The sequence below is a fragment of the Streptomyces sp. NPDC019531 genome, assembly GCF_044903305.1.
GTDB lineage: Bacteria > Actinomycetota > Actinomycetes > Streptomycetales > Streptomycetaceae > Streptomyces.
Window position 1 is genome coordinate 1 of the sequence record NZ_JBJDQL010000001.1, and the last position, 16669, is coordinate 16669.

General features: G+C 66.9%; 17 protein-coding genes and 2 pseudogenes. 10 read left to right on the top strand and 9 right to left on the bottom strand.

The window, feature by feature from the left end; all coding sequences use genetic code 11:
- Window positions 1–636: 636 nt before the first annotated feature.
- Window positions 637–840, bottom strand: coding sequence for a hypothetical protein (locus ACI2L1_RS00005; protein ID WP_404737005.1), 204 nt, complete (start codon window positions 838–840; stop codon window positions 637–639).
- A 154-nt stretch (window positions 841–994) separates the two neighbouring features.
- On the opposite strand from ACI2L1_RS00005, the gene ACI2L1_RS00010 reads away from it, so the two are divergent.
- The 3 genes from ACI2L1_RS00010 to ACI2L1_RS00020 all read left to right on the top strand — a co-directional run bounded on the left by ACI2L1_RS00010 (window position 995) and on the right by ACI2L1_RS00020 (window position 2846).
- Entirely contained in the window at window positions 995–1792 is a 798-nt protein-coding gene (locus tag ACI2L1_RS00010) for a hypothetical protein (RefSeq protein ID WP_404737006.1), read from the top strand.
- Between the two features lie 380 nt (window positions 1793–2172).
- Window positions 2173–2436, top strand: coding sequence for a CopG family transcriptional regulator (locus tag ACI2L1_RS00015; protein WP_404737007.1), 264 nt, complete (start codon window positions 2173–2175; stop codon window positions 2434–2436).
- Window positions 2433–2846, top strand: a complete 414-nt coding sequence (locus ACI2L1_RS00020) for a type II toxin-antitoxin system VapC family toxin (protein WP_404737008.1) — start codon at window positions 2433–2435, stop codon at window positions 2844–2846. Before ACI2L1_RS00015 ends, ACI2L1_RS00020 begins: the two co-directional genes overlap by 4 nt.
- A gap of 67 nt (window positions 2847–2913) precedes the next feature.
- On the opposite strand, the gene ACI2L1_RS00025 is transcribed toward ACI2L1_RS00020, so the two are convergent.
- Together ACI2L1_RS00025 and ACI2L1_RS00030 are read right to left on the bottom strand one after the other, a co-directional pair.
- Window positions 2914–3342, bottom strand: coding sequence for a hypothetical protein (locus ACI2L1_RS00025; RefSeq protein WP_404737009.1), 429 nt, complete (start codon window positions 3340–3342; stop codon window positions 2914–2916).
- 64 nt (window positions 3343–3406) lie between these two features.
- Window positions 3407–4375: a tyrosine-type recombinase/integrase gene (locus ACI2L1_RS00030; protein ID WP_404737010.1), complete on the bottom strand. Its 969-nt coding sequence runs from the start codon at window positions 4373–4375 to the stop codon at window positions 3407–3409.
- A 102-nt stretch (window positions 4376–4477) separates the two neighbouring features.
- Between ACI2L1_RS00030 and ACI2L1_RS00035 the strand changes: the two genes are divergently transcribed.
- From ACI2L1_RS00035 to ACI2L1_RS00045, 3 genes and pseudogenes are all read left to right on the top strand, one after another.
- Entirely contained in the window at window positions 4478–4621 is a 144-nt protein-coding gene (locus ACI2L1_RS00035) for a hypothetical protein (protein ID WP_404737011.1), read from the top strand.
- Between the two features lie 386 nt (window positions 4622–5007).
- Window positions 5008–5421, top strand: coding sequence for a hypothetical protein (locus tag ACI2L1_RS00040; RefSeq protein ID WP_404737012.1), 414 nt, complete (start codon window positions 5008–5010; stop codon window positions 5419–5421).
- A 1455-nt stretch (window positions 5422–6876) separates the two neighbouring features.
- Window positions 6877–7887 (top strand): annotated as a pseudogene (locus ACI2L1_RS00045) (IS1380 family transposase); the annotation flags it as partial.
- A 99-nt stretch (window positions 7888–7986) separates the two neighbouring features.
- On the opposite strand, the gene ACI2L1_RS00050 reads toward ACI2L1_RS00045, so the two are convergent.
- From ACI2L1_RS00050 to ACI2L1_RS00065, 4 genes are all read right to left on the bottom strand, one after another.
- Complete coding sequence (locus ACI2L1_RS00050) at window positions 7987–8886, bottom strand: S1 family peptidase (RefSeq protein WP_404737013.1); 900 nt, start codon at window positions 8884–8886, stop codon at window positions 7987–7989.
- A 561-nt stretch (window positions 8887–9447) separates the two neighbouring features.
- On the bottom strand, window positions 9448–9549 hold the full coding sequence (locus ACI2L1_RS00055) for a hypothetical protein (protein WP_404737014.1): 102 nt from the start codon (window positions 9547–9549) through the stop codon (window positions 9448–9450).
- Window positions 9550–9561: 12 nt separating this feature from the next.
- Window positions 9562–10176 carry a hypothetical protein gene (locus tag ACI2L1_RS00060; protein ID WP_404737015.1) on the bottom strand — a complete coding sequence of 205 codons (615 nt, stop codon included), beginning with the start codon at window positions 10174–10176 and terminating at the stop codon, window positions 9562–9564.
- A gap of 709 nt (window positions 10177–10885) precedes the next feature.
- Window positions 10886–11320 (bottom strand): DUF5959 family protein, encoded by a 435-nt coding sequence (locus ACI2L1_RS00065; protein ID WP_404737016.1) that lies wholly within the window; start codon window positions 11318–11320, stop codon window positions 10886–10888.
- Window positions 11321–11563: 243 nt separating this feature from the next.
- On the opposite strand from ACI2L1_RS00065, the gene ACI2L1_RS00070 reads away from it, so the two are divergent.
- Window positions 11564–12169, top strand: coding sequence for a dihydrofolate reductase family protein (locus ACI2L1_RS00070; protein ID WP_404737017.1), 606 nt, complete (start codon window positions 11564–11566; stop codon window positions 12167–12169).
- 815 nt (window positions 12170–12984) lie between these two features.
- The gene (locus ACI2L1_RS00075) at window positions 12985–13341 is read left to right on the top strand and encodes a hypothetical protein (protein ID WP_404737018.1); all 357 of its coding nucleotides are present in this window, start codon (window positions 12985–12987) and stop codon (window positions 13339–13341) included.
- Between the two features lie 146 nt (window positions 13342–13487).
- Here the strand turns inward: ACI2L1_RS00075 and ACI2L1_RS00080 are convergent, their stop codons facing one another.
- Window positions 13488–13796 (bottom strand): hypothetical protein, encoded by a 309-nt coding sequence (locus tag ACI2L1_RS00080; protein ID WP_404737019.1) that lies wholly within the window; start codon window positions 13794–13796, stop codon window positions 13488–13490.
- 84 nt (window positions 13797–13880) lie between these two features.
- Between ACI2L1_RS00080 and ACI2L1_RS00085 the strand changes: the two are divergent.
- Window positions 13881–13982 (top strand): annotated as a pseudogene (locus ACI2L1_RS00085) (glyoxalase); the annotation flags it as partial.
- A 689-nt stretch (window positions 13983–14671) separates the two neighbouring features.
- Here ACI2L1_RS00085 and ACI2L1_RS00090 read toward each other — a convergent pair.
- The gene (locus ACI2L1_RS00090; protein WP_404737020.1) at window positions 14672–15445 is read right to left on the bottom strand and encodes a VOC family protein; all 774 of its coding nucleotides are present in this window, start codon (window positions 15443–15445) and stop codon (window positions 14672–14674) included.
- Between the two features lie 300 nt (window positions 15446–15745).
- Here ACI2L1_RS00090 and ACI2L1_RS00095 point away from each other — a divergent pair, with 300 nt between their 5' ends.
- The gene (locus ACI2L1_RS00095) at window positions 15746–16588 is read left to right on the top strand and encodes a hypothetical protein (protein ID WP_404737021.1); all 843 of its coding nucleotides are present in this window, start codon (window positions 15746–15748) and stop codon (window positions 16586–16588) included.
- Window positions 16589–16669 lie beyond the last annotated feature (81 nt).

Consider the following 16669-nt stretch of genomic DNA (forward strand, 5'->3'; position numbering starts at 1 on the left):
CGCCTCACCGGCGAGACCACGATCTCCTGGCGCGACCCGACACCACCGGATGAAACCCGCATCTCGGGATGAAACAACGGGAGAAAACGACCTCTCAGGCGTTGGCACGGGCTTTTCGACGGGGGCGCTGGTCGTGGTGTCCGGGGTTCCCGTCGGCTCGTCGTCAGTGGTGGTGCCGTTTCCGCCACAGGCGCTGAGGCTGGCCAGCGCGGCGAGGCAAGCCGCGGCGAGTGTGATGCGTACGCGAGTGTGCATGATCCCCCAGGGTTCGTGCGTCGGCGAGGGGCTGGCCTGCGTGATCTGCAGGATTCATGAGGCGCATGTGTCGCCTATGTGGCGAAATATTCGATTCTCACAGTAGCCCGCTGCCCGGTCGCTGCGTGCACAGTGGGTACTCATCGGCCGCATCCTCTTCGCGGCGCTCTTCCTGGCCTCGGCCGCCAGCCGCTTCCCCCGGACACAGTTCATGGGCCCCGGTACGCCGCCAGGGGCGTGCCCGTCGCTAGCGGCCTGGGGCTGCGGACCCGCTATCCGGCATCAAGGTTTCACAGCGGTTCGTGGGTCTGCTCATCCTCCGGGGCCGTCAGAGGCTGAAGAAGCCGGCATCGGCTGAGACGGTCGTCAGGCCGTGGTGTTCTAGTCGTACCGTCCGCTGCCGCGCCACTCGATCAGCTCGGCGTCGTCGACGGCGGCGTCCTCGGCGGGCAGGCCCGCCTGGTGCAGGAAGTCCAGCACGTCAAACAGGCTGTATGCGGTGCCCATGCGCTCGCCGTGGATCGTCACCCGTCGCCCGCCGTCCGACGCGGGTGGCAGCACCACCACGGGAGGACGCCCGCCCATGGGACCGCCACGGCAGACCGTGCGAGGACGCTGGGCCCCGGGCTCCCCAAGTCCGCCGCATTCGACAAGGGTTCCCCGCAAGCCGCATCGTCGAGCAGTCACTGCCACATGCCACGATGGCGCGTCACGTGAGGAGACCGGGGGGACGTTTGAGATGAGGTACGACCAGAGCCGGGCGGACAAGCTCGATGAGACGATGCTCGAACTACTGCTGCCGGAAAACGCAGTGGAGTCACTGGGGCAGTGGCTGGCCGACCCGGAGCGCGGCCGGCGGTACGCGAACGGAAGTGGCCCTCACACCATCCCGTACACGCCATCCACGTGGACAGCCGTAGCGCCCTGGCCCACCACCTTCGCCGACCGGGTGACGGCCGATTCAGCCTGGGTGAGCCGGGCCGAGGTCGTGGCCGCGGTCCAGGCCGCGGAGCAGTCCGAGGGCTGGGCAGAGGCGTTCGTGGCCACGCAGGTGTGGGGCTACGGTGTCACGGGCTACGGCCCCTACCGCACCCGCCAGGTACTCGCCCAGCCCAGCGCTGAGGCCGTCTTCACCGAGGCGGTGTCCCTGCTCGTCGATGAGGGCGCGGTCGCAGCCTACGAGGTGCTGAACACTCTCGATGGCCTCGGGCCGGCGTTCCTCACCAAATTCCTCTACTTCGCGGGCCTGGCGCTGCCAGAGGTAAAGGACCCGCGTCCCCTGATCCTCGACAGTGTGCTCGCCAGTGTCCTGCGCCGGCACGCCACGATGGTCGGACGTGCGGTTGGCTACGAGTGGTCCGAGGCGATTGCCAAGTGGGTCTGGCGCGACAGCGGCTGGACCTCCCACCGTTACGACGTCTACCTCCGGTGGATGTACGCAGCCAACGATCGACTCACGGCCGCGTCGATTGACTGGCCCGCATCCCCAGACGTCCTCGAGCTGGCCCTCTTCAGCGCCGCCTGGGACCCGGCATAGCCCTATTGCCGAAAGTCCACCTTCGGGTGCCCCCTTGGTTGAGGTGCTTGTCCAACGGCCGCGAGGGTGAAACAGACCGTGCCAGATCCAGGAAACCTGGGCCCAGGGTGGTTCTGCTGAGCACCACCGCGTCGTCGAACCCCACACACGATGCGCTCGGCGCGGCTGCCCCGTGCGTCGGGTGTGTCGCAGTCACTATGGCGTGGGTTCATGCACCGCGTGACGGCCCCGCGTGCACAGCCGTCGGCGCACCGTTTTGCCATGGCTCCGGTTCATCGATAACTCCACTAGCCAACGTCACCGGTGACAGGCTCCCAACCATCCTCCCCATGGGCCCGCAGGAGACGCCCATCGGGAGGATTGACAGTAGGATGAGTAGCATGAGTGAGCCTACCGGCAAGTACTCGATCACCATGCCGCGCGACATCGCCGAAGCCGCCAAGGCCCGCAGCGGGCCCTCCGGCCTGTCCGCCTACGTCGCCGCCGCCGTCGCCCGCCAGATCGAACGCGACAACCTCAATGAGCTCATTGCCGTGGCCGAGGCCGAGCACGGCAACGTCACGGACGAGGAGATCCAGGCGCTGCGCGACCAGCTCCACCAGGCCCGCCAGGAGCAAACGCAGGGCGGGGCGGACGCAGCGTGACCCGCTCCCCCGCCGTTCCCGGTGGCACGCTGGTTCTAGACAGCGAGGGGCTGGCGAAGGCCGTGCTGCGTGATCGGACGGTCACCGGCTGGCTCGCTCTGGCCCGCGCTGACGATCTCCGGGTGATCACCTCCGCAGCAACCCTGGTCGAGGTGGTTCACCCGCGGATCAACCGCCCGGCTCTGGAGTGGACGCTGTCCCGCCTCGTCGTCGAACCGGTCACCGAGCCGATCGCCCGGCACGCCGCAGCCCTGCTCACCGACGCCGGTCTGCACGGCCACAAGTACGCCATCGACGCCATGCTCGGCGCCACTGCCCTCGCCGCCCCGGGCCCCGTCACGGTCCTCACCTCGGATCCCGAGGACCTCATGGCGTTGTGCGGCCGACGGATCACCGTGATCAAAGTCTGACCCGGCGCCCTCCTCGCCCGAGCGGCGCGGCCGGCGCTCACGTTTATCGTCAACCCAGTCAGCGGAGCTACGACGCGGACTCCGCGACGGCTGGAGAGGATCGGGCGCTCAAACGACCAGACCGGAACGCGTGCAGCCCAGTCCCCGCGCGACCGCGCGCCATGGAGAAAGCACCTTCACGCGTGACCCGCTCCGGGCCCGGGCCGTCGGAGAACAACGGGCCGCTCGTCAGATCACCGATCAACCGGCCCAGCAGCGATGCCGTCAGCTCACTCACCGGAACCCACTCCGGCGTGTCCGGCCTCACCGGCTCCCGCACTCGCACCCGCCGTCTCGGGAGGTCCACGTCCTCGATCTCCGCCCGTAGCCAATCCGCCACCCGTCCCTTGCCGTCCCACAGCGACGACCACAACGCACGGTGGGCCAACGAGATCCCCTCGTCGGCAACCAGTTCCTCCAACCGCTCCCGGCTCACCTTCCCAACTTCCACCGTCATGCCCCCACTCTCCCCACTGCCGAGTCCACCTGATCCAGCCCCCACAGCCGCGATGCCGAAGTCCTCATGCCACGTCCGGTTCTGGTGGCTGGTCGTAGGCGCTCAGGAGTCCTTCGATGCGCTGGTTGTTGATGGACTGCCGGTCATAGAGGCACTTCGCGTACCGGGACAGGAGCACCTCGACGCTGTTACCGGCGCGCTGGGCGACCTCGGCCGGGTCCGCGCCCGCGCACAGCCACGTCGACAGGGCCGAGTGCCGCAGGTCGTACGGGCGCTTCGCGAGCGGGGTGTTGGTGAGCGCGGGTTGCAGGGCGAGGTCGCGGGCTTCGTGCCAGACCCGGTGGTAGGTGGTGTAGCTGATTACCCGGCCCTGTTCGGTGAAGAACAGCCGTCCATCGTCGGCCGTGCCGAACGTGGCAACATGCTCCCTCCACATCGCCACCAGGTATGGCGGCAACGGCACCACTCGCGTATCTCCCGGCGGGCGGTTCTTCAGCCCACGCTCGTCGTGGAACTCGCCGGTGTCGGTCCACCGTTTGCCCGCCTGCGGCCGAGTCGTGTGCAAGATCAACCGCCCCCAGCCGGTCCGGGGCAAGCGGCAGTCCGGCAGCGCCACCGCGACCGCCTCCTCCGGGCGCAGGCCCGCGTAGTACATGCCGGCGAAGAACCCGACCAGCCGACGGCCACGAGCCCTCCGGTAACCGCCCACATAGGAGACAGCGCTCAGCAACTCCCGTGCCTGGTACGGGTTGGCCACCACCCGCGGATCCACCGCGATGGCCGGCTTCGGCACCCCACACGAGATCTTCGCCAGCGGATGACTGCCCAACTCGCGCCGCTCCACGGCGTAGCGGAGCGCGTGCACCAGCACCTTGCGCTTGCGCCGCATCGTCCCCACCGCCGCCTCACCCCCGTCGATCCTGCGGCGGAACGACTCCAGCACATCACGCGCCAGAACCGGATCGTGCAGGTCGACCAGAGGCCGGGACGCCTTCGCCACCCACTGCAGCACCAGCCGGTCCTGCGCCGGCATCTCCCCCTGCCCCGACCCGGGCACGACAAAGCCCAGTGCCGCAGGGCACGGCGCAGTAGCTGCTCCCTCGGCCTTCCCGGAAGGTCCCAGAGCATCGCCACGGTGACGGCGGTCAGTGCCTCGCTGACCTCGTCCCGGGTCTTTGCCGCCCTGCCGGGCCAGTGGGCCTGCGCGTACAGGGTCGCGAAGGCGTACCAGCTCAGGTTGGACGGTCCGCGGGGGCCGTTCATGGGGCTGGCGTCCTGAGCCAGGCCCGCGCGGATGGCCCTCACCAGCTCTGCCCCGAACTCGCCCGCCAGATCCGCGACCGCGCTGCCTTGGCCCTCGCGTCCCTCACCATGCGGTTGCGCCGAGGATTGGTCCGCCGTCTGTCCGGGATCCGGCGTGGCACCGTTTCGATGTTCGTCTGGGTCCATGCCCGCCTCCTTTTGATCAGCGAGGCATGGCTGCCCGGAATATCCACTCGAGCATCCACCAGCGCGGGTGCACTCAGGCCGCACAAGGCTGACGGGTGGAGATCGTCAGATGTTCGGGACGGCATCTGATTGCGGGAGATGCGCTGATTCCGGGCAACAACGTGATAGAGCCCGTCAGGCTGGCGGAAGGGAACTGATCGCTGCCACCGAAGGCCGATGATCAGTATGTTCGCCTTACCGGAAGGGAGGCGCACGACGTCACGGGGAATGCGGGGGCTTGACACGCTGGCGACAACGGCCGCTGGTGCGCTCTCCGTCACGGCGGGCGTGCCGGTTGGCGGTATCGTCACGCGTCGCGCTCAGGATCGCCACTGGATACGCGATCTGCAACTCGTGGCCTTTCAGGAACTGTTCAGCCACTATACCAAGTTCACCATGGAGATCAGACGAGCGCGTGCCGACCGGCGCGCATGGGATTACGACTCGGGCGACTGGAGCGCGACCTTGATGCGCATGAGGCTGATTGCTCCCACGGAAGTCGCGATGGAGATCGACGTTTTCGGCACCGCCATCAATTCCTTATGGACCAGGTGGCACGAAGGGAACGCACCCCATTGCACCAACCGCTAAGTTCCGAGGAGTTCGAGCAAGCCAGAAAAGCCCCCGCCCAGGCACATGTGAGGTGTGAGGCCCGTCAATGCCATACGCCATTCCCTGAGCGGAATCGGCGGTAAGGCATGCCCCAGACTCCGCCACGTGTTCCGACACGGCGGACCAAGGCGGCACCAAAACGCGGGCCAAGGAAGATCCACCACCACTGACCGCGACGAGGAAAATCACCAAGCACCCCAGGGGCCAGCCAGAGCAGCAACACCGGGGCGAACCACTTGTCGCCGCTATGGCCCGTACCACGCGATCCCCGGTTACCGAAACCGGGAATCACACGCACAATCGGAGATCCACCGCCACTCCCTGACCGCCATACCGAAAGGCCGCACCCCGCACCAATCCTGCAACTTCACACGACAGCCGTCTGCATTCACGAGCAGGTGCGGCCGGTCCTTGCATACGCTTCCGGGGCCGAGCCGACTTACCTGTGGTCCGCACGCCCAGGGCCACGAGGCAAAAGGGCTCACAGCCACCACTGCGCACCACAGCCTCGGAATGTACTGACCGGCCCGAGCCGGCCTTCGCCCGCCAGATTGCAGCCGTCGCAATCCGCCCGGCGTCCGACTCCGCATACTCGCTGCCGGAGCCCGCTAGAGTCCCGCCCTCCGGCCAACGCCACTCACCATGCAGGGCAGGCCGCCACGTCGGCTCGCGCACAGCGTCGGCGATGGGATCTTGGTCGAGCCCTCGCCGGAGCCGGAACCTCGGCATGGGCACCCGCTCCAGCCCATCAGGACGACAAGCCCGCGGGGCAAGATCGCCGACCAGCCGTTCACCCCCGGCCACCGCGCGGGAGCGCCCTGAGCGAGCCAGGCGCACAACCGGCTCGCTCCTCTTACCCACGGCACTCCAGACCGCCCCGCTGTTCGATTGAGGGGCGCACCATATACCCCTACGCTCGACCGAGGAAGTCGTGATCTACACCACGAGGCATGGATCGACCGCCGCAGGGAATGATCGGAACAAGACGAGCAAACAGGGCATTTCATTTCCGCGGGACATGCGCGGGACAGCAAGCCTGACAACCCGTCAGATAGGCGCCTGACCTGTGCAAACAGCTGGGAAGCCCACGTCCTCCGGAGCCGTGTGCGCAGGTTCGAATCCTGCCGGGGGCACTCGCCTAGGGACAGCAAGAATTATGCGCTGACCAGGGTGGATGCCGACACGAGAGAGCGGGACCCAGTCTCACTGGGTCCCGCTCTTTGTCGTTGTTGCGCGCTGATCGCGATAGACCTGCGATAGAGGTACTCCTGATGCAGCTGATGACACATCGCGTCGCGCACAACACCGCTAGCCTCGCGCTTTCATGAAGCCCGGTGTCCGACGGGTGGTTGGGCAAACGAAAAATGCCTCTGACCAGCAAGAATGAGGATTGTCGAGGTCCTTGTTCCTGCCATCGTCGGAGGATTTTCCCAGGTGAAGAAGCGTCGCGGGTCCTACCCTCGTGTCCGCGTCGGGGGCGGTGGCCGGACAGTGGTCTCGCAGGCGGGAGGCATCCTGCTGGTGGAGACGGTCCGCAAGACCGGGCTGGATCAGGCGATATCGACGGCTCTGACACCGTGGCGCAGGCCGCGGGCGGTGCACGATCCGGGGAAGATCCTGCTGGATGTGGCCCTCGCGGTCGCGCTCGGCGGGGACTGCCTGGCAGACGTGGGCATGCTGCGGGCCGGCCGTGTTCGGTGCGGTGGCCTCCGATCCCACCGTCTCCCGCCTCGTCGATGCTCTCGCGTCAGCCGGGCCAAAGGCCCTGGCGGCGATCCGGCCCGCGCGGGCGCAAGTCCGCGAACGGGTCTGGACGTTGGCCGGGGCAGCGGCTCCGGACATGGGCTGTCGGGTGATCGTGGACATCGACGGGGTGCCGGTACTGGCGCACTCCGATAAGCAGGACGCCGCCGCGACCTGGAAGAAGACGTTCGAGCACCACCCTTTGATGGGCTTCGTCGACCACGGAAGCGGTGGCAGCGGGGAGCCGGTGGCCGGCCTGCTGCGACCCGGGAACGCGGGCAGCAACGCCGCCACCGATCACACAGAGACCGCCGAACTCGCCCTGCCCAGCTGCCGAAGAAGTACCGACGCGGACGCCAGACACTGATCCGTACCGATTCCGGCGGTGGCACCCACGAGTGCGTGGCCTGGCTCGCGAAGCGCGGCCGGTGGTTGTCCTACTCGGTCGGGATGACCATCACCGACGCCGTCCACCACGCCGTTCTGCGGGTCCCCGCCACGGCCTGGACGGTGGCCGTCGAGTCAGGCGTGGAAATCCGCGACGGCGCCTGGGTCGCCGAGATCGACGGTGACAAGCTCAAGGGCTGGCCGAAGGGCATGCGGCTGATCGTCGTCCGCAAGGAACGGCCGCATCCCGGCGCCCAGTTGCGGTTCACCGACGCCGACGGACTGCGGCTCACCTGCTTCGCCACCAACACCACGGTGGGCTTCTTCACCTGGAAAGTGCCACCGACGGTGGCGAGAACAAGGTCCTCAGCAATCCTCATTCTCACTGGTCAGAGGCGCATTCTGCCTTCTTGCTCACCGGCCGGACAGTCCGCTGGCACCACCCTGATGTGCATTCACATATTCCAACAGCTTCTTTTGCGGCCAGATCCGATTAGCGTAGTATCCGCCCGTCTTAAATGTGCCTTCGAAGATGCCAAACTGCACCAGCCTACCTGTTGAGTCGCTAGCCAAGATCGGGCCACCACTGTCTCCGTGCGCAGGATGCCCAGTAACATTGGAGAGTTTCATCATGCCTCGCAGGGGAGGCAACGAAATCGCTGTGTCTTGCACCCTCAAAGTGGCTTCACGTAGTTCCGCGGACCAGGTCCCAGTTCCTCTCGCAGTATCGTTGATCTGCCCCCATCCGAGCACTTTTGCGGTCTTCCCTGTTGACCACAAGTTCTTACTCGAATTGCTTCCAAGGGCTACCGGAGGGATGTCCAAGATCGGACTGTCGAGGCGTACTAGGAGCGTTGAGCCCAGGCCTAGCGTCAGGTCCGCGTCGTCCTGAAGCCTCTCCTCGACGATCCTTCGCGTCTCGCCGTGATCGCGATCCTTATTCAGCATGCCAAATGTGATCGTCCCCGGACCACTGCAGTGACCTGCGGTCAGAGCAAGATCGGGCGCCACCAGCGACGCAGTACATCCCATTCCGTTGTCTGCTGTCAGCCGTCCAACGAAGCCGTAAGGGTTCGGGGTCGGTGCCGGGTCGCCGAACCAGCCGCCCGGAACCGGAGTGCCGCCCACGATTGCTTGCGCCGGAATTTCCCCTGCCGCCGAAAGCCCCAGTGCCAAGTGGTTACAGCGACAACCCGTCCCCCCCTCCGCAATGCGGAACGTGCTACAAAACGGCCCAGTTTCACAGATTCCCCCTATGGTCACAGCCTGGCTCGTCCATGTTCCACAGTCGTCAAGCGTCGACCGACGAGTCATGACTATATCTTCCAGGCTGAAAATGCGCCTTCAAATTCTCGAGGGAGCTTGAGATTGAAGCTTCATGAGCAGATTGACGCAAGTTCGATTCGGTCCATACCCGATCGAGACCGCTATTTTTCATTCTCCAGAGCGGAATGCATCATTCAGTGCTATGACTCGGCACCTTCAGTACGCTGAAGCATGCATTTACGTCGTAACGTTCCGCAGCGTTAGGTGACCCCCATATCAGGAGTAACTCGTGGCTCAGGTCAGCTACTCCCGAGCGAGTCGGCATACGCTTTTTCTCATGCGCCATAATCCGCGACGTGGCGCCCAGGGTCGTGGGCTCACTAACCTCGATCTTTCGTGATGGCTCGTCAGTTCAACTGGCGGGCTGTTTCGGTCTGTTGGGCGGGTCGCAGGCAGGCTGATGGCCCGGCTGTCGCGTCGGGTGTGCGCCGGGTTCCACGGTTCCGGTGGGGTGGTTCAGGTTCGAGGGGCTGCTTGATGTGACTGGTCAGTCGGGGTTCGGGAGGGCGTCGGTGATGACATCGGTCCAGGGCCAGTGGCGGGCGCATCTCAGATGCCGGCATCGGCCGGGTTCTTCTTCGGGTCCGTGATCGTGACGGCGTTGCCGACGTTGTCGTACTCGTAACTGATCTCGTCACCGCCGGCGTTCACCAACGACGTCAGCTAGTTGATCGGGTCGTAGTGGTTGGTCGTGACGTAGTCGGTGGTGTCGGACGTGGTCAGCGTGCCCTTGGGCTCCGTCGTCGTGGTGAGGTTGCCGACCTTGTCGTACGTGTAGACCGACGTCCGCTCGTCCGACGTGGAGGTGTCCTTGGGCGCGGTCGCCGAGGTGATCTGGTCCGCGTCGTCGTACCCCGCTGTGGACACTGCCCCGTTAGGCGCCGTCGCCCTGGTGACGTTGTCGTTGGCGTCGTACTCCGGGGCCGGGATCGTGATGTACACACCCGCCGCCTGGTTCTTGGGCACCGTCTTGGCCGTCGGACGGCCGTAGGTGTCGTACGTCCGCGTGCTCGTCCTGCCCAGCGCATCGGTCACGGACCTGACCAGGCCGCGCTCGTCGTACACGTACGACGAGGACTTGTTCAGCGCGTCGGTGATCGTCGCCGGGTAGCCGGTCGGGCCGAAGTCACCATCCGCCGTCTGCTCGGTGACCTTGAAGGCATTGAAGACGAGCCCACCGCCCTGGGAGCGAGTGGAGACATGGCGTGACGACCCAGCAGCTCTCGATCGCGCTTGACAAGTTGAACGAAACGACTGACGAGCGACAGCCTCAAGCACGCACGGCACACACGGGGACGTCTTGGCGTATCAAACCGTGATCGGCCTGCACTTGGTGCTCATTCGCGAACAGCGTGCGCTGCCGGGATTCCGTCCCCGGTTCGACGACCTCTTCTTCCTGGCGCAGAGGCGGGGGCCTTCCCCTGCGGCCGACAGGCGCTGCGGGTGCACCGCCGCCAGGAGACGTGGCGCAAACAGTCACGCGAGATCGTCTACGCCGTCACCAGCCTGGATGTCCACCAGGCCACCCCGCCTGACCTGGCCGGATACGGCGGACACTGGGCAGTGGAAAACACCAGCCACCATGTGAGGGACCGGACCTTCGCCGGGGACGCCTTCACCGTCCACACCGGCACCGCACCACGGGCCATGGCATCACTTCGGAACCTGGCGATCGGACGCCTGCGACTGCTCGGCGGGACGAACATCGCCAAGACCACCCGGGCGATCCGGGACCCACCCGAACACGCCGCATGGATCACGGGCATCACCGACAGCCCGCACCCTTCGGGAACTAGAAGCCGCCCTGCGTACGTTTCGGCCCCGGCACCGTTTCCGGTCTTCACCGCCTTGGCCAGCCGGATCGTAGGTGAAGTCCATGGTCGAGGTGAGGTACGCGGTGTGACCGTCGGCGTTCGTCATCTTCGCGACGTCCTGCGCCCTTGTTGCCGGTCGGGCGTAGCTGTGCCGGGTGCCGGTCGGCCAGGGTTCAGTGGTCCTCGGTCGAAGGACAAGTCTTCCAGGCCTGTTCCAGGCGGTCGTAGGCGTCGTCGAACCAGGAGTCGGCCAGTGGCACCGTCACGGTCACCGTCGTCAGAGTCGTCACGTTGTCCCTGACAGTGACGCGGAGGCGCTCTTCGGTCTCGTCACGTTCGATGGACAGGGCAGGGCCCCGTGCAGCGTCACGCCAGGTGATGGACTGGCCGGCGTCGAGCGCGTCGAGGCATTCCTGCCACTCGGTCAAGTCGGAAGGAAACAACCAGGCATTGAGGGTTCCGCTGACAAACGGCGTGTCGATCACGAACTCGCTCGTAAGAATATCGGTTGTGCGCCCCCCTCGCCGGGGCTCCTTCCCCGTGATCCGAAGGACGACACTGTTGCCTGCGCCGGCCAGGCGGATCAGGTCGATCGATCCCTGACTCATCGTTGCCCTTCCCGAGGCTTTCGCAGTGCCCGGACTCTAGCGCGGGCAGGTGGGCGGCAGGCCGGGGCGCCAGTTGGCAGTCCCCGGCCTGCCACCGCTTCACGCGGTCACAGTCGCTTCACCTCGGGGCCTTTACGGATACACGCCGCTCGGCACGAAGGTTCTCGTTACTCCACAGCGCGGCCGATGAGTTTGTGGCTCCCGGCCGGTCCAAGCTCGTGACACCTAGGAAAGGACACCGCCATGTCGGAGCTTCTCGTCGACTTCATCACCTCCCTCGACGGCTACGCGTCGGGAGAGGGATGGCCCGGGTTCTGGGGCCTCGAGGGCCCGGAGTACCTCGCTTGGCTCGGCGAGCAGCCCGAGGCCACGTACCTGATGGGAGCGAACACCTACCGCCTGATGTCGGGCTTCGCGGCAGGCGAGGTCCCAAGTGGCCAAGACGAGTTCAGGCCCGAAGAAGAGGCGTCCGTCGACGAGCTCACGCAAGCGTCCAAGGTGGTGTTCTCCTCCTCACTCAAGGAGCCCCTGACGTGGGGCAACTCCACGCTGGTCCGTGACGACGCCGTCGAGGCGGTCCGCGCCATGAAGTCGGGTGGCTCGGGGCTCCTCAGCACGATCGGCAGCCTCAGCCTGTGCCGCTCCCTGCTACGAGCCGGACTCGTCGACCGCTTCCGGGTCGTGATGTTCCCGGTGATCACCGGAGCCACGGGCCAAGAACGCATCTACGACGGCTATCCGGACGTTGCCCTCGAGATGATCGAGCACCGCACCTTCGACGGCCGCATCCAACTGGTCGAGTACAAGCCCCGCGTGCTCGAGCACCCGCCGCTCGGCGTCCCTGCGTGACGTCGCCCCGTCCGCCGGTCTGGACAGCCGCCAGGCCGGCGTCGGCGGGCGCGGAGCAAGGCCTGATAGGGGGCGAACGGCCAACGTCAGGACGCCCGCTCCATCGTCGCTGTGCGGCGGGAGTTGACGCCGCAGCAGAACAGGCACGGAGCCAGTGATCATGTTGGTGTCGAGGCCAGCTGATCACGAAGAGGTCCCGTGCCTGCCCGCTCGTCTTCGCCCATCCTTGCCGTCCTGACCGAACTGGGTCCGCTCGTCGAGCGCGGCATCGGGCGTCTGCGCGCCCATCTCGAGCGCGTCACTGACCCTGGCCGCGCCGCGTCCGTTGGTATCCCCTGGTCAGCATGCTGCTGATCTGCTCGTGCGCGGTGGTCTCCGGCGCGCGGTGCTGGAGCCCGGGGAAGCCCGCTCCGCGCCCGACTGCCCGGCCCGGCTCGGAGTCCTGTCGGCGTCCGGCGCCGCGGCGGCATCCGCGTGTACGAAGTGCCGACCGAAGATCGCCCGCAGCCGGTCCGCATCCTCCTGATGGCCGTCGGCTCGCCCGGCCATTAGGCCAAACCCTATTTCAGGAGCAAGTAGCGCGTCACCGAAGAGAAACGGCACGGTTGTCATTCGGGAAAGGTGCAGATTACGTGCCCAAGTTCGGGATATCTCGGGGGTCGTGTAACACGGCGACGGCTGCAAGCCGCTGACTTATACGAGCCCGCGCGACGACCCGTGCGCGTGACGCCGCAGGAAACTCTCCTGGGAAAGACAGCCCAGAAGCCTGATGGCAGTACGTCGGCCTGCACAGTGATGCGCCAGATTGGATTCCCGTGAGCAACACCGACCCGACGCCCGGACACCACGCCTACGACCAGCCCTCGGGGCACCCACACCGTTACGAGCGGAGCCAGTCCACTGCTCGACGGACAGCCCTGACTGTCCACACGATCGCAGACATCGCCGCCGGTTTCCTGGGGCTGTGGATCCTGCTCCACCTGCTCGGAGCCAACGAAGCCAATGTCTTCGTCGAGTTCGTGCACGGAACGGCCGACTGGCTGGCCTGGTGGTCACAGGACATTTTCACGATGGACACGGAAAGCCTTCGCGTTGTCCTCAATTATGGTCTGCCGGCCGTGATTTATCTGCTGGTCGGTCACGGGATCGCTGCACGGCTCGGCCGCGCATAAACACAATCCCTGAGCAGCACAGGAGACCTGCCGGCGCGCGCGACGTGGGTGAACCCCGATTGCCCTGGCGGTCACCAAGATTTCGGGGTCCAATCCGGCGGGCCCGAAGTACGACACCAAGAAGGGCCAGCCCTGTGACACCCGACTCAACTGGAAACGATCATCTGCCGGTTTACGAGAATCTGGTACGTGAGTGCGGTGACGTCGTAGCGGAAACTCGTGCGGTGGCCGAACAGGCGCTGCATCAGGCGACGCAAGCACTGAGCAGGTACGACCGGGTTCAGCAGGAGCCCGGCCCGCAGTAAGGAGCCCCGTCCGGCCAGGCGTCCGGCATGCCGGCCGGTCCGCAGGCCCAGCAGGTGTCGGCCGGTCCGCAGGTCCAGGTGCAGCACCTGGCCTTGGGCGATGTCGCCAAGCCCTGTCAGGGCCGCCACGGCCGTCGGCAACTCACCCACGTCAGCGAATCCGGTGACGCCCTCCGGCCAGGGTCTGCCGGAAAGTGCGTGCATCGGCGGGCGTGCCGCAGTTCTCCTGGGGAGTCCCAGATCGTGCACCCCTTGCAGGACGAGGAGTGGGGTGTGCGGCGGTTCTTCGTCCGCGACCCAAACGGACGGGTGATCAATGTGCTGAGCCACCGCTGACACCGGCCTCGCGCTGCTGGTGAAGGCGTTGGTCACAGCCACTCGTTGAGGACTGCGACCAGCGCCGTCGCCGTGTGGCGGAGGGCGAGTTCGCATGCCGTCCCGGTTCAGGAGCCAAAGGCCGTGAACGACGGCGGCGACTTGACGGCACTCAACCGACGGGTCCACGGCATAGAGGTGTTGACGCCCACGGTCCAGCCACCGGCAGCACGGCATGGTTGCGACAATTCACTACGCTGGGTGGCGGCGGACGAGCCAGGAGTTCCCATACCGAACGGATCTGCCTGGTCCGGGGCATGCTCGGTTGTCCGACTCTCCACTGTTCGGGACACCGCAGTGGGTCCGACGCGAACGCGCACTGTGATCCCAGGAATCGGCAGTGAGGCCGGGATTCTGTGCGCAGAGGCAGACTGATCACGGGGGGGAACCAGCCTGCCCCTGCGGCGGCGCACGCATACCTTCCCCCGGAGGATGGGCGCCACGACCCCGCCCGGGGTCACTCCTCTCCCAGCGTGCCGTGCGTTGGGAGTGTCACGGGTGGTCGGAGATGGTTGCAGGCTCAACACCTTCGTGAATGCGGGCACGTACTGAGGCCACAAGTCGGTCACGAACGACACACACAGCGCACCACTGCCGGACAGGGCCTCCCCCGTCGTGCCGGCTGCCGACGCCGGTGTGACTGACGGCGGTCAGCCCTGGCGCGGGTGCGGCTTGAGTACGGCGAACACCGCCTGACCCGGGTCGGCCAGCCAGGCGATGCGCCCGACGTCCGGCACGTCCGCGGCAGGCATGAGCACCGCCCCGCCGTTTCCCTGCACCGCGGCGACGGTGGCGTCCGCGTCGGCCACGGCGAAGTACGGCACCCAGCGCGCCTCCTCCTGCTCACCCTGGAGCGGAGCCACGCCGCCGAAGGACCCTTCCTGCTGATCGCCGTCCTTGATGCTGAGGACCCAGTACGTCATGCCGGGCGCCTGCATCTCCTGGGAGCGCCAGCCGAACAGCCCGTTGTAGAAGCGGATCGCCGCCTCCGGGTCGCCGACGTGCAGCTCCACCCACACCAGCGTGTTGTCCTCGGACGCCATCCCCAGACCGTTCTCGGACTGCAACACGGCGAACTGCGCGCCTTGAGGATCGGTGAACTGAGCCAGCAGGCCCTCGCCCACGCTCATGGGCTCAACGCGCACGCGGCCACCGCCGGCGACTACGGCACGGGCGGTGGCCTCGATGTCATCGCTTTTGAAGTACGTCGTCCAGGCCGACCTCGCCCCCTCCTCAGTCAGCGGCCCGAGCGCGGCGACGGTCTTCCCGTCCTTCTGGAAGAGCCCGTAACCCCCCGCCTCAGGCCCGGCGGACACGAACTGCCACCCGAAGACGGCGCCGTAGAAGGCGGCGGCCGCGTCCGTTTCCGGGCTGCCGAGGTCCAGCCAGAGAGGTGACCCGGTGCGGAAATCAGTGCCAAGCATGCGTTTCCTCCTACCAGTCCAGTGCGAAGACCCCGCCACCATGACGCCCCGGTGCACAGGACTTGGGCCAGCGGTCCCGATGGCCCGCAGGTTTCACCCGGGCTGGGCAAGAACAGGCCGGACGGGGGCGTGAGGACTCACGCAAGGGGGCCCGGAGAATCTACGCAGGAGCGCCACACCGGCTGCACACAGCCTTTCGAAAGCCTCGTTAGCGTGACTGACCGCTCGATCCCACATGCGAACGTGACCAGGCCGTGGCCCCGGTGGGCCGACGGCGCAAGCAAGCCAGGAAGACCGCAAATGGACTACTGCTCCTCGTGTCGTCGACATCTCAACGGCGCCCTGGTGTGTCCCGGGTGCGGCGCCTACGCCCCGGACATCGCTCCGGCCGCCGCCGACACTCTCACCCCGGCCCCGGGCGCCGCCTCACCGATGACCGGCGACGTGTCCGGCACCACGAATGCCGGCGAGTCCAAGGCCCCCGGCATCTGGGACGACGGCCCCCTGCGTGGCGAAGCAGAGCTCGAGGTCGGAAGCGCGGCCCCGTCCTCCGACGTCGAGGGCCTGCCGCGCGCGCGGCAGGGACGGGCGGCACGGCGTCGCCGGCTGGCTCGCTGGAAGAAGAGCAAGCGTCGGGCCGTGGTCGCGACCGCCGTCGCACTCGTGGGAGGCGGTCTGACCATCGCCTCGATGGACCGGCACTCCACCGACCGGGCGCAGGCGGCCACCGCGCCGGAGGACCGGAGCATGACTACGGCGGAGAAGCAGACGCCTGAGCGCACTCATCCGGCGTCGACACCGCCCACCACTCACCGGTCGTCACACACCACTGCCAAGGCGCCGCCGCCGGCGACCAACGGCCCGCGGCAGCAGTCCCTCGCCGCCTCACCCCGCACGGCTCCGCCGGTCGCCCGGCCGGACGCCGCCGATCGTCCCCGTGTGGCTGCGACGTCGGCCTCGCAGCCGCAGACCACCGCCCCGTCCTCGGGCGACACCACCTCGGACCGCACCGGTACGGCGGCGGAGCAGCCCTCGGCGCCCGCAGCCTCCGACGGCACGAGCTCCAACACGCCCCAGACCAAGCCCGCACCGGCATCGACGTCACCGACGGAGGTCTGCCTGCTCGTGGTGTGTCTGGGCTGACTGTGCTCAGCACCCGGCCATGGCGGGCTCGGTGAAAGCAGCACCGAGCGCGGGAGCCGTACGGCGGTCCTTGAGCATGGG